The sequence below is a fragment of the Caulobacter sp. GW821-FHT09B08 genome (genome assembly GCF_059418225.1).
The window spans coordinates 459,671-471,893 of sequence record NZ_JBWKPL010000001.1 but is presented as its reverse complement, the minus strand read 5'-3'; the positions used below and the strand labels follow the sequence as shown (position 1 = coordinate 471,893).

Annotated in this window: 9 protein-coding genes; 4 read left to right on the top strand and 5 right to left on the bottom strand. The window is 67.4% G+C overall.

Annotation, left to right across the window (positions count from 1 at the left end):
- Window positions 1-5: 5 nt before the first annotated feature.
- On the bottom strand, window positions 6-527 hold the full coding sequence (locus AC07OA_RS02190; protein WP_494662121.1) for a bactofilin family protein: 522 nt from the start codon (window positions 525-527) through the stop codon (window positions 6-8).
- Window positions 528-628: 101 nt separating this feature from the next.
- Here AC07OA_RS02190 and AC07OA_RS02185 point away from each other — a divergent pair, with 101 nt between their 5' ends.
- On the top strand, window positions 629-1,225 hold the full coding sequence (locus tag AC07OA_RS02185; RefSeq protein WP_494662120.1) for a hypothetical protein: 597 nt from the start codon (window positions 629-631) through the stop codon (window positions 1,223-1,225).
- A 7-nt stretch (window positions 1,226-1,232) separates the two neighbouring features.
- Here AC07OA_RS02185 and AC07OA_RS02180 read toward each other — a convergent pair whose 3' ends face one another.
- The 4 genes from AC07OA_RS02180 to uvrB form a co-directional block, all read right to left on the bottom strand.
- Window positions 1,233-1,391, bottom strand: coding sequence for a hypothetical protein (locus AC07OA_RS02180; RefSeq protein WP_494662119.1), 159 nt, complete (start codon window positions 1,389-1,391; stop codon window positions 1,233-1,235).
- A 991-nt stretch (window positions 1,392-2,382) separates the two neighbouring features.
- On the bottom strand, window positions 2,383-2,829 hold the full coding sequence (locus tag AC07OA_RS02175) for a hypothetical protein (protein WP_494662118.1): 447 nt from the start codon (window positions 2,827-2,829) through the stop codon (window positions 2,383-2,385).
- A gap of 46 nt (window positions 2,830-2,875) precedes the next feature.
- A complete protein-coding gene (locus tag AC07OA_RS02170; protein ID WP_494662117.1) occupies window positions 2,876-4,462 on the bottom strand; it encodes an ATP-dependent nuclease in 1,587 nt (528 codons plus the stop codon).
- 148 nt (window positions 4,463-4,610) lie between these two features.
- A complete protein-coding gene (uvrB, locus tag AC07OA_RS02165; protein WP_494662116.1) occupies window positions 4,611-6,908 on the bottom strand; it encodes an excinuclease ABC subunit UvrB in 2,298 nt (765 codons plus the stop codon).
- Window positions 6,909-7,049: 141 nt separating this feature from the next.
- Here uvrB and AC07OA_RS02160 point away from each other — a divergent pair, with 141 nt between their 5' ends.
- From AC07OA_RS02160 to AC07OA_RS02150, 3 genes are all read left to right on the top strand, one after another.
- Complete coding sequence (locus AC07OA_RS02160) at window positions 7,050-8,432, top strand: hypothetical protein (RefSeq protein ID WP_494662115.1); 1,383 nt, start codon at window positions 7,050-7,052, stop codon at window positions 8,430-8,432.
- Window positions 8,433-8,707: 275 nt separating this feature from the next.
- Window positions 8,708-8,917, top strand: coding sequence for a cold-shock protein (locus tag AC07OA_RS02155; protein WP_494662114.1), 210 nt, complete (start codon window positions 8,708-8,710; stop codon window positions 8,915-8,917).
- A gap of 128 nt (window positions 8,918-9,045) precedes the next feature.
- Entirely contained in the window at window positions 9,046-12,192 is a 3,147-nt protein-coding gene (locus AC07OA_RS02150) for a DUF3857 domain-containing protein (RefSeq protein ID WP_494662113.1), read from the top strand.
- Window positions 12,193-12,223: the final 31 nt, after the last annotated feature.

Sequence of the window (12,223 nt, the reverse complement as noted above, 5' to 3'; positions counted from 1 at the left end):
CGCGATCAGCCCGGATAGACCGCCATGGCCGGCGTATGAACGCCGCCCGAGGTCGAGGATGCCGCCGGAGCGGGCGCCTGGGCGGGTGCGGTCGAGGTCGGAGCCGGGCGTTGGAACTTCAGGCTGCGGCCCTGGAACTGGGCGCCGCTCTCCATGGCCAGCTGCTCGTGGGTGATGTCGCCGTCGACCACGGCCGTGCCGTAGAGACGCACCTGCTTGGCCGAGACCTGGCCGGTCACCTTGCCGTGGATCTCGATGACCTGGGCGAAGAGCTGGCCTTCGACGCGGGCGTTGGGGCCCAGCACCAGCTTGCCCACGCGGATGTCGCCCTGGACCACGCAGTCCAGGTGCAGCTCGCCGTCGCCCATCACGTCGCCCTTGATGGCCACGCCTTGGGCGATCATCGAGGCGGGCTTGGGACGCGGCGGCGGAGCCGGGGTCGGCTGCGGAGCCGGAGCCTGTGCGACCGGCGCGGCGATGGGCTCCAGGGCCAGCGGCGGGTTGGTGTCTTTCTTCTTGGCGAACATGGCGGCGGCCTTGTCTCGAAATGGGTCGTTGTGTCTGGAGCGCAGCAAATCCGGCGCCGTTCCGCAGGCCCAAAGCCGCCGACTCGGCCCATGCTGCCCCCATGGCCGAACAGACCCTCGAACAGCTGATCGACCGCCTCCGCGCCGTGGAGGCCGAGATCGAGGCCGCCTTCGCCGCGCGGGACGCCGAGCGGGCCGCGGCCGCCGGCATGGTGATCCGCGACGGCAAGCCCTGTTTCAAGGCCGACGCCCTGCGTCGCCAGAAGGCGCATCGCAAGACCGTGGGCCTGGCCCGCACGCCCTGGCCCACCCTGATCACCATGCCGCTGATCTACGGCATGGCCCTGCCGCTCGCGATCCTCGACCTCAGCGTCAGCCTCTACCAGCTGGGCTGCTTCACCGCCTGGGGCATCGCCCGGGTCAGGCGCTCCGAATACGTGGTCATCGACCGCCATCGCCTCGGCTACCTGAACCCGGTGCAGAAGCTCAACTGCGTGTTCTGCGGCTATGGCAACGGCGTCATCGCCTATGCCCGCGAGATCACCGCCCGCACCGAGCAGTACTGGTGCCCGATCAAGCACGCCCTCAAGGTCAAGGGCAGTCACGAGCGCTATCGCGACTACCAGGCCTACGGCGACGCCGAGGGCTATGTCGCTAGCTCGGGGGCGTATCGGGAACGGCTGAAGCGAGGGGAGTAGGGCGGCGTCAGGCCTGCGAGGGATCCAGCAGATCGAGCCGTCGCCGGATTTCGTTTCGGACCTGTTCCAACTGCTCGGGGCTCGGTCTGATGTCCCGCCTGTCGCCCCGCTCTGGACGCCGACGCTTGACGACGAGGCGGATGCGCTTGGCGCGGGGTTGGGTCATGGAGAGCTCCTCGTGAAAGATTGCGCGTCCTCCGCCCCCTGCGGGGGCGGACAGACCGCGAAGCGGTCAGGTGGGGGCAAGTGGGTGTGATCTCACGCCAGCGGCTGTGAGCGGATGGAAAGGGATGCGGAGCGCCGGACGACGTCCGGAGTGTCTAGTGTGTGTACCGTTTCGACGAAGCCGATCGCTCCGCGCGCTCGTTATCCGTCAGCGTCCGGTAGGCGGCCCTGTTGAGGCCTAGCCGGAGACCGGTCCCGGTCGTTTCCGATCAGGACTGGCGACGAGGGCGCGGATCTACGACGCACGCGCTTTATCCCCGTTCGACGCCGACGGCGGGCGGGCTTCCCAACGATGGAAGTCCCCGGACACGCTGAAGTAACCCCCTCCAGCCCAGTCCCGCTCGATCGCCCCCCGCCGCCGCATCGGTCGCTGGCCATGCGCCCTTTCCATGCGGCGAGGTGACTCTGAGTCTACGGGAGGTTTCGGCGCCGAGGCGGTGGTGACGCTGGTTTTCGTGCAGGGCGTTGAAAGAGCTGAGGTTCTTCGGAGCGCCGGCGGGGATAGACGCCGCCCTATCCCCCAAAAGCCTTCCCTCCCCCTCGCGGGGAGGGTGGCCCTGGCAGCGCCAGGGTCGGGTGGGGGCTGCTGAGTCAGCGATCAAAAACCCCATCCAACACCCGGCGCCGATCCCCCACACGTCGGCTTCGCCGCCACCCTCCCCGCAAGGGGGAGGGAAGGGACGCTAGTTCTATCCCTACGCGCCGCCCCCTTCCTCGCGAAGGGGAGCCAGCCTTTCATCTCACGGCGAGACGGTCGCCGGTCTGGACAGGTCACTCAAGGACGGCCCGAAGGGCCGCCGCGTGGCGGCTGGCCGGAGGCCAGTCCTTGACTGACCTGTCCAGACCGGCACGCTGCTGCCTCCAAGAGATGTAAGGCGGGGCAGGGCGCGAGACGCCTGCCGTTGAGGGGGCGAAACCTTGTTGGACGAGCACTAGCTGGTGATGGCAACAAGTGCCGCCTTCAAATCAGGCGCGACTTCGAAGCCCTCGGGAATGGTGAAGGCATGTAGAAGCTTGTCGTCATAGCCATGGTCTTTGATTACGGGCTTGAGCGCCTTCCAGAGATCTTTGCCCAAAACCGTATCGACGGTCTTGCCCGCGTCACCCCATAGGTTGGCCGAATCCTCGCCACCCCCATTCGGCCAGACGACGCGTAGAATAACCCGCCGCTTCTCAAAAAATGTGTCCTTAGCGCCTGTAACCTTTGCGAGTGCTTGTTGGCGCCAAGCGCCAGCGTCCGCCTCACTGACTCCATAAAGCGCGGCTAGATAAGCGGGGTCGCAAAAATACGCCTCAACGTCGCAACCCCGCGTTACCCAAAGTCGCACGCCGTCGGTTTTGTAGAGTTTGATCCATCGTTCGACTTCCGCATCGTTCATAAAGTCGCGATCACGGTGAATGAGAGCTCGTAGACCCAATTGGCCATCAGTCAGCAAACCGCGGAGGAGCGTCTTTGGGGAGATTGTCGACGCCAAAGCAGCGGCATACCGCGACCCGACGCGCGAGATCGGTCCATTGACGTAGCAGCGCTCGGATCCCGGCATCGTCCTCATCCTCGACGAAGAAGAGCGCATGCTTATCGAGGCCGCCCCATCCCATGAGGCGCCTGATGGTTTCGTCGTCGTCGGTCTTGATCTGCCCTTCGCTCATCCAGACCAGCTTGGCCTTTGGGCTGGCCGCTTTAGCAATGTTGGGGCTGTGGGTCGTAAGTATGATTTGAGTCTCGAACTCTGGTGCCGCCTTCTCCAGCGCTTCGATCAGGCGCTCTTGTTTGTCTGGGTGGAGGTGGGCATCTGGCTCGTCAATGAGCAGGAGCTTTGGTCTGAATGACACCAGATAGGCGAAGATTTGGATGACCTGTAGGACACCAGTCGCCGCTGTTTCGAGCGACCTGTAGCCGCCGCCAAGGCCAGCGTCAGTGTAGCCCGCCGAAATGTTGAAGTCTTCGCGCTCGTCGTAGGTGACGCGGACGCTAATGCCAGGGTGAACCTCTTGGATGAGTTGGTTCAGGCGCACTAGACGTTTACTTGCGTCAGCTGCGGTTTCGCCAGATCTTACAACCGTAAGTCCCAAGAGAATGTTTCGCAACACACCGCCAGCGTCGCCCGACGCCGCCTGGCGGCGCAGAGAGGGTTGGGCGAGGATTGTCTCTCGCTCCGCGAGGCCAGCAAGACCCGGAATATAGGCGGTCAGAAACGTTGCTCGCTGCTTATATGGCGAGACGGCAGCACCGCCTTCGATGTGAGCTGTGATGCCACCCCTGTTGCGGGCGGCCCAAAGTTTCACGGTAGCAACTGGCCCCTGTTTCTCGTCACCAGCAGGTTCATGTTGAAACGCGACCTGGGTTGGCGGTGTGTTGGTGCCAGCCTTCAACTCTCCTCGATAAGCTGTCTTCAAAGGCTCGCTTGAAGGAAGATAGTCGATGCGCTCGAATGCTATCATCTCCTTGCCGTTCTTAGGCGTGATGTAGCTCGCGCAACGGGCGGACCAATGGATCGCCTGGAGGACGGAGGATTTTCCTGAGCCATTGGGACCAACAAGGATCGTGACCGATCCAAGGGCGATCCTGACATTGTTGATCGCCTTGAAGTTCTCGATGGTGACGAAATCAACCGGTGTCCAACGCCGAGTTCGAACGACCTTTGGCTCTGGTACGGGCGGCCACCCATCTATTTGCATAATGACTGGTGGTGTGACTTCGACAGACCTTTCAAGAGCAGCTGGCGAAACGCCTGCTGTTGGGGCGTCGAGACCTGCTTTCGCGGACCGGTATCCGTCACGCAGTTCGTACCTCAGGCTCGGCGAGTCTTCGCGGACAAGATCTGGAAAACGGGCCTCGATTTCTGCGTTCCGCAGTCTAAGCGCATCGTAGTCAGCATCTGAGATCGACGGTGCGCCGTCTTCCCAATAGCGAGTGTCGTGTTCCTGAACCTCGTCGGCTAGGCGACCTAGCTCGGAAGCGGCCTGAGGCTCTGTCAGCCGGTCAACGGCAAGGTCTTCGGGCGAGTCCATGCGGCAAGCTTAACTGATGCGTGCGCAAAAGCACCCTTAGTTCGCCTTGCGGGGTGGATCGATACCGAACTTCAGCTTCGGGAGGATTCGAACGTCTGGCTATGGCGTTTGCGAACCCTTGTATGGTGGTGAGGATTTTCTCCTAACGTTACAACCGCCCCTTCCGAAACGCCTCCGCCTGCTCCGCCCGTAACTCCTGCCGCACCCGCTTCGGCATCGCCTTGTCCACCGCCTCGCCCGGGGCCGTCAGGGCCTCGTTGGCGAACTCGAGATCCATCAGCTTCATGCGCTTGATCTCGTCACGCAGCCGCGCGGCCGTCTCGAACTCCAGGTTCGCCGCCGCCTCGCGCATGCGGGCCTCCATGTCCTTCAGCGCGGCCTTGAAGTTGTCGCCGCTGAAGGGCTTGGCGTCCTTGCCTTCGCCGACGCCGCCGATCGGGACCAGGACGCGGTCGCCGCGTTCGTAGGGGCTGTCGAGGATGTCCTTGATGTCGCGCTTGACGCTCTCGGGCGTGATGCCGTGTTCGAGATTGTAGGCGTGCTGCTTCTCGCGGCGGCGGGCGGTCTCCTCCATGGCCCGCTCCATGCTGCCGGTCACCCGGTCGGCATAGAGGATGACCTTGCCGTCGACGTTCCGGGCCGCGCGGCCGATGGTCTGGATCAGCGAGGTCTCCGAGCGCAGGAAGCCTTCCTTGTCGGCGTCGAGGATAGCCACCAGGCCGCATTCGGGGATGTCCAGGCCCTCGCGCAGCAGGTTGATGCCGACCAGCACGTCGAACATGCCCAGACGCAGGTCGCGGATGATCTCGATCCGCTCCATGGTGTCGACGTCGCTGTGCATGTAGCGCACGGCGATGCCCTGCTCGTTGAGATATTCGGTCAGGTCCTCGGCCATCTTTTTCGTCAGGACGGTGACCAGGGTGCGGTAGCCGGCGGCCTTGGCGATGCGGATCTCGTCCACCACGTCGTCGACCTGGCTGGCCCCGTTCTTGGAGACCGGGCGCACCTCGACCGGCGGATCGATCAGGCCGGTGGGGCGGATCACCTGCTCGGCGAAGACGCCGCCGGCCCGCTCCAGCTCCCAGGCGGCCGGGGTGGCGCTGACGTGCACCGACTGCGGGCGCATGGCGTCCCACTCCTCGAACTTGAGGGGGCGGTTGTCCAGGGCGCTGGGCAGGCGGAAGCCGTACTCGGCCAGGGTCCATTTGCGGTTGCGGTCGCCCTTGTACATGGCGCCGATCTGCGGAACCGTCTGGTGGCTCTCGTCGGTGAACAGCAGGGCGTTGTCGGGGATGTATTCGAAGAAGGTCGGCGGCGGCTCGCCCGGCCGGCGGCCCGACAGGTAGCGGCTGTAGTTCTCGATGCCGGCGCAGGAGCCGGTGGTCTCGATCATCTCCAGGTCGAAATTGGTGCGCTGCTCCAGGCGCTGGGCCTCCAGCAGCTTGCCGTTGGCCTCCAGCCAGGCCAGGCGCTCCTTGAGCTCGGCGCGGATGGAGATGATCGCCTGGCGCAGGGTGGGGCGCGGGGTGACGTGGTGGCTGTTGGCGTAGACCTTGATGCTGTCCAGGTCGCCGGTCTTCTTGCCGGTCAGCGGGTCGAACTCGCTGATGGCCTCGACCTCGTCGCCGAACAGGGAGACGCGCCAGGCGCGGTCCTCGTAGTGGGCGGGGAAGATCTCGATGGTGTCGCCGCGGCGGCGGAACGTGCCGCGCTCGAAGGCGGCGTCGTTGCGCTTGTACTGCTGGGCGACCAGGTCGGCCATCATCTGCTTTTCGTTGATGGTCTGGCCGACCTCCAACGTGAAGGTCATGGCCGTATAGGTCTCGACCGAGCCGATGCCGTAGATGCAGCTGACGCTGGCCACCACGATGACGTCGTCGCGCTCCAGGATCGCCCGCGTGGCCGAGTGGCGCATGCGGTCGATCTGCTCGTTGATGGAGCTGTCCTTTTCTATGTAGGTGTCGGTCCGGGGCACATAGGCCTCGGGCTGGTAGTAGTCGTAGTAGCTGACGAAGTACTCGACAGCGTTCTCGGGGAAGAAGCCCTTCATCTCGCTGTAGAGCTGGGCGGCCAGGGTCTTGTTGGGGGCCAGGATCAGGGCCGGGCGCTGGGTGGCCTCGATCACCTTGGCCATGGTGAAGGTCTTGCCCGAGCCGGTGACGCCCAGCAGCACCTGGTCGTTCTCCTTGCCCTCCAGCCCGGCCACCAGTTCGGCGATGGCGGTCGGCTGGTCGCCGGCGGGCTGGTAGTCGCTGACGAGCTTGAACGTCTTGCCGCCTTCGGACTTCTCCGGCCGCGCGGGGCGGTGCGGGGTCCAGAGCATGGGCATGGCGTCGGCCGCGGCGACCTCCGCGTCCAGGGCGACGTCATGGATGAACTTCGCGGAGACGTCCCCAAAACCTTCAAGGGGGCCGCCGCCGGCATCGGTCTGGGGGGATCGGGCCATGACGGGAAGGTAGGTCCGCCGGGGCGGGAAGGCTAGGGGGGCTGCTGACAGGGCGTGTCAGCATGTGGCGGCAGCTGGCGGCATTGTCTTTCGATGGCCAAGGTTGCAAGGTTCGGCCCGAATACAACCACGGGGGTGGCTATGGGTGGGGTGAAGCGTGCGGCGGGCCTCCTGGTCCTGGCCGCGATGGGTCTGACGGGCGGGGCGGCCCAGGCCCAGAACGGCGACATGCGGCTGATCCGGGGGCCGGTCTATGGCGAGCTGCGCGACGTGCTGGGCGCGGCCCTGCCGGTGGCCCAGCCCAATCCGAAATGCCCCAAGCCCGCCCTGCTGCCCGACGGCGCCTGCCTGGACAGGATCGTGGCGGCCATGAAGACCCGGGGCGACACGACGGAGCGGGTGCTGACCTCGCCCCAGGCCGCGCCGGGCGCCCTGGTCTCCGGCGAGATCGGGCGGGACTTCCGGCTCTACGACATCAGCCTGAGCGGCGGCCAGATCGCCGTCCAGCCCCTGACCCTGCCGACCTCGTCGGTGCGCCTGCCGCGCGTCTGCTACGGCACGGGCCGGGGCGTGGAGTACCGGATCGAGCCGCGCGACGTGCTGGTGGCCCGCGAGGTCCAGACCGCCTCGTGCGGCGGGCCTGTGCCGCCGCTGGGCATGGGCGGTCCGCGCCGGCCGCCGATCGGGCCCAACGAGCCGGGCGAGCGCTGGCCGGCCACCGAGACCCTGGCGGTCACGGGCGCCCCGCGCCAGCTGGCCCCGCCGCGTCCCGACTGCCCGCCCGAGGCGGCGCTGCGCGACGGCCTGTGCTTCGCCGCCGGCATCGGCGTGCTGACCGCCCGTCCGGACCTCAAGGAGCTGGACGTCATCGGCGCCAAGCGATCGGTGGTCCCGGGCCAGATCCTGGGCGAGAAGGACACCGAGCAGTACGTGCTCAAGCGCAAGGGCAAGACCGGCTTCAAGGCCGACAAGCGCTGGTTCGACAAGTCCATGCTGTCCGCGCCGGGCGGCTGCGGCCTGTTCGACACCGGCGGTTTCGAGGTCGAGCCCGGCGAGATGGTGCACGAGCGGGCCCTGGCCGGCTGCGGGGCGCCGGGCGCGCCCCAGCCCCAGGCGATCTACGAGGCCTATGGCGCGATCATGCCGGTGGTGTTCGGCAACCGCCCCGGCTGCGCCGAGCGCGGCGAGCAGCTCTTGGGCGGCGCCTGCTTCACCGAGGTGATCGGCTACATGAAGGCCCGCGGCATCGGCAAGACCCAGGTCCTGATCCTGGACCGCGTCTACGGCGTGGGCACCAAGATCCACAGCAACGGCCAGATCGGCTTTTCCTACGCCGAGGTCTGGGTCAATCCGGACGGCACCTACAAGGCCGACCGCAAGCGCGGCTATTCGGACAAGATCCGCGCGGGCGTGTGCATGAGCATCACCGACGCCGGGCCCCAGGCCAGCGGCGTCGTGCTGGTCTATGGCGACGGCGGCGTGATGGCCCAGGCCTATCAGTGGGTGGGCTGCCCGGTGCGGTAGGGGGCGTTCCGCGCGCCCCGCCCCCTGTGTGGATCGTCCGGAATCCGAAAAAATATCGCGCCCGGACGATCGCCTAAAAAAGCATCGATAAAATAAAACCGTTGCGGGTCGCATCATTTGCGACCACTGATGTCGCCGTTGAATATCGAACTGGCTCGGTTGCTCTCCACGCTTGCTCTTCGGATCGAGCTCCGGGTCTACCCTGAACCTTTCCGACAATTTGATCGCGCGGCCTGTTTTGGGTCTCGTGTACTCGTATGCGAAAGGTCTCTAACATGGCTAGCGGCACCGTGAAGTGGTTCAACGGCACCAAGGGCTTCGGCTTCATCCAACCCGACGACGGCGGCGCCGACGTCTTCGTGCACATCTCGGCCGTCGAGCGCTCGGGCCTCGGCTCGCTCGATGAAGGTCAGAAGCTCAACTACGAACTCGAGCGCGACCAGCGCAGCGGCAAGATGTCCGCCGGCCAGCTGACGGCGGGCTAAGCGACCAGAAGGGCCGGGCGGCGAAAGCTTCCCGGCCTTTTTCATGATGCGGCGCCGTTCGCCCCGAGCTTGACCTGGGGTTGCGCGGGCCTTCGCAGGCGCTACTCTGTGCCCCTTCGGGGGATGTCATGATTGTAAAAGCGTATGCGGTGGCGGCGATGGCCGTCGTGGCCGGGACCGTGGTCGTCGATCCGGCGGCCGCCCAGACTCCGGTCAAGCCGGCGGCCAAGCCGGTGGCGAAGGCTCCCGTCGCCAAGGCCGCCACCCCCAAGCCCGCTTCCCCAAAGCCGGCGTCCAGGGGCTCCAAGGTCATCCTCTACGGACCGCCGCCCGCCTGGGTGAAGCCGGCGCCCCTGCCGCCCACGCCCAAGGCCGAGCCGGGCGCGGCCTGGGCCCTGCGCCTGTCGGACGGCCAGATGTCGTACGGCGGGCCGAACGGCGACGAGTCCTATGTCGAGATCGCCTTCGACATCCTGTCCGAGGAAGGCCTGGCCGCCGGCAGCCTGACCCAGGAATGGGACCCCGACAGCGAGACGGTGACGATCAACCGCCTGAACATCCTGCGCGACGGCCAGGTGATCGACGTCCTGAAGTCCGACAAGTTCGAGATCCTGCGCCGCGAAACCAATCTGGAGTCGGCCATGCTGGACGGCCGGCTGACCGCCGCCCTGCAGGTCAAGGGGCTGCAGGTGGGCGACACCCTGGACATGGCCGTCAGCCGCACCTACCGCGACCCGCTGGCCGGGGCGCGTCCGGAGTTCAACACCGCCATCGACCACGCCGGCGTGGCCGGGCGGGTGCGCTATCGCCTGTCGTGGCCCAAGGAGCGGCCGATGCGCTGGCGCAAGGGCGCCGACCTGCCGGCCCCGACCGTGGTCGAGACCGCCACGGGGACCGAGCTGACCCTGGACCTGACCGACATCAAGGCCCCGCTGGCCCCGGTGGGCGCGCCGCTGCGCTATCTGGACGTGCGGTCGCTGTCGCTGACCGGCTTCGACGACTGGGCCCAGGTCTCCAGCCTGATGGCCCCGCTCTACGCCAAGGCCGCCACCCTGGAGCCGGACTCGCCGCTGAAGGCCGAGGTGGCCAAGATCGCCGCCGCCAGCTCCGATCCGACCGTGCGCGCGGCGATGGCCCTGAAGCTGGTGCAGTCGCGGGTGCGCTACGTCTTCGTCGGTCTGGACGGCGGCGGGCGCAAGCCGGCGGCGGCCGACGACACCTGGCGTCACCGGTTCGGCGACTGCAAGGGCAAGACCGTCCTGCTGCTGGCCCTGCTCAAGGAGCTGGGCATTCCGGCCGAGGCGGCCCTGGTCAATTCCAAGGGCCTGTCCGACGGGCTGGATCGCCGCCTGCCGGGCCTGGACCACTTCGACCACGTGATCGCCCGGGTCACCATCGGCGACAAGGTCTACTGGCTGGACGGCACCCGCTCGGGCGACGAGGCCCTGGCCAATATCGAGACCCCGGCCTTCAACTGGGCCCTGCCGCTGCGCGACAAGGACGGGGCGCTGGTGAAGATGGAGCGCAAGCCCGCCAGCCGGCCCTACAGCGAGGTGGTCACCACCATCGACGCCTCGGCCGGGGTCGACGCGCCGGCCCAGGTGACGATCGAGACGGTGTTCCGGGGCGACCAGGCCATCGAGACCAATCGCCAGATCGCCGGCCTGCCGCGCGACGAGGTCCGCCGCAACACCAAGCGCGGCTGGGAAAGTGAGATGTCGTGGGTCGAGTTCTCCGACGTCGACTGGACCTATGACGCGGCCGGCGCCCTGTTCGTCCTGACCCTGCGCGGCGCGGGCAAGATCGACTGGTGGGACGCCAACGGCGGCGCCCGCCAGTGGGACGTGACCAACAGCCAGTTCGCCTTCGGCACGTTCCAGCGCGACAGCGCCCAGGACACCGAGGCGCCCTACGCCATCGACTTCCCCGCCGCCGCCCGCTGGGTCACCGCGGCGGTGCTGCCCGACAAGGCCGACGGCCTGGTGGTCTCGGGCAAGTCTCTGGACGACACGATCGGCGGCCTGCGCGCGCGCCGCAGCTACCAGGTCGAGGACGGCCGCATGAACATGGTGCGCAGCCTGCGCGGCATGGGTCCGGAGATCACCGCCGCCGAGGCCAAGGTCGCCACCGACCGGGCCAAGCGCGACAAGCTGGGGGTGATCGCCGTCACCATCCCGGCCAAGGGCGAGAAGATCCTCAAGGCCAAGGGCGACGACAGCCTCCTGTCGACCGCCTACGACGCCTGGAACGCCGGGCGCGAGGACGAGGCGCTGAAGCTGTTCGAGAAGGCCCGGGACGTCGAGGGCTCGCGCACCCAGGCCTGGATGGGCATGGTCGGGATCTGGCAGAGCCGCAAGGCGTATGACAAGGCGCTGGAGATCGCCGACCAGGGCGCGCGCAAGGACCCCGACAAGGCCGACGCCTGGAAGGCCCGGCGGGCCGGGGTGCTGATGGCGGCCGAGCGCTACGACCAGGCGGTGACCGAGCTGACCGCCGCCGTCGCCGCCTCGCCCAAGTCGTCGGACCTCTTGATCAGCCTGTCGTGGGCGCACAAGGGCCAGGGCCATCCGGAGCTGGCGACCCAGGACCTGGACCGCGCCGTGGCCGTGGCCCCCGAGGACCGCAAGGCCCTGCGCGCCCGCGCCGCCCACGCCGTCACCCTGAAGGACCACGCCGACGCCGTGCGCCGCTACGAGGCCCTGATCGCCCAGGACCCCGACGACGCCCTCAACTTCACCGGCCTGGCCTGGGCCTATGTCCAGGCCGGCGACCTGGAGGAGGCCGGCCGACAGATCGACGAGGCCCTGCGCCTGGAGCCGCTGGACACCGCCATGCTGTCGCAGCGCGAAAGCGTGAACCTCGAGCGCAAACGCTACGACCAGGCCCTGGCCGACGCCGACCTGGCCCTGCGCCTGCGGCCCGAGGTCGCCTCGCTGTGGAACGACCGCTGCTGGGCGCGGGCGGTGGCGAACAAGGACCTCGACAAGGCCCTGGCCGACTGCGACGCGGCGCTGAAGATGTCGCCGCGCATGGCCGCCGCCCTGGACAGCCGGGGCCTGGTGCGCCTGCGCCAGGGCAAGCTGGAGGCGGCTCTGGCCGACTACGACGCTGCGTTGGCAGAACGTCCCAAGCAGGCCGCCTCGCTCTACGGGCGCGGCCTGACGCGGATCAAGCTGGGCCGCAAGCCCGAGGGCCAGGCGGATTTGGCGGCGGCGGTGGCCCTGGACGACCGCATCGGCCAGCGGTTCGAGGGGTATGGGCTGAAGGCGGAGTAACCCAAAACCCGCTCATCCCGGCATTCGCCGG

Bases quoted from the DNA above. Each gene is read 5' to 3' on its own strand.
- uvrB (WP_494662116.1), bottom strand. From the start codon at position 6,908: ATGGCCCGATCCCCCCAGACCGATGCCGGCGGCGGCCCCCTTGAAGGT.
- AC07OA_RS02175 (WP_494662118.1), bottom strand. From the start codon at position 2,829: ATGAACGATGCGGAAGTCGAACGATGGATCAAACTCTACAAAACCGAC.
- AC07OA_RS02160 (WP_494662115.1), top strand. From the start codon at position 7,050: ATGGGTGGGGTGAAGCGTGCGGCGGGCCTCCTGGTCCTGGCCGCGATG.
- AC07OA_RS02180 (WP_494662119.1), bottom strand. From the start codon at position 1,391: ATGACCCAACCCCGCGCCAAGCGCATCCGCCTCGTCGTCAAGCGTCGG.
- AC07OA_RS02190 (WP_494662121.1), bottom strand. From the start codon at position 527: ATGTTCGCCAAGAAGAAAGACACCAACCCGCCGCTGGCCCTGGAGCCC.
- AC07OA_RS02185 (WP_494662120.1), top strand. From the start codon at position 629: ATGGCCGAACAGACCCTCGAACAGCTGATCGACCGCCTCCGCGCCGTG.
- AC07OA_RS02150 (WP_494662113.1), top strand. From the start codon at position 9,046: ATGATTGTAAAAGCGTATGCGGTGGCGGCGATGGCCGTCGTGGCCGGG.
- AC07OA_RS02170 (WP_494662117.1), bottom strand. From the start codon at position 4,462: ATGGACTCGCCCGAAGACCTTGCCGTTGACCGGCTGACAGAGCCTCAG.
- AC07OA_RS02155 (WP_494662114.1), top strand. From the start codon at position 8,708: ATGGCTAGCGGCACCGTGAAGTGGTTCAACGGCACCAAGGGCTTCGGC.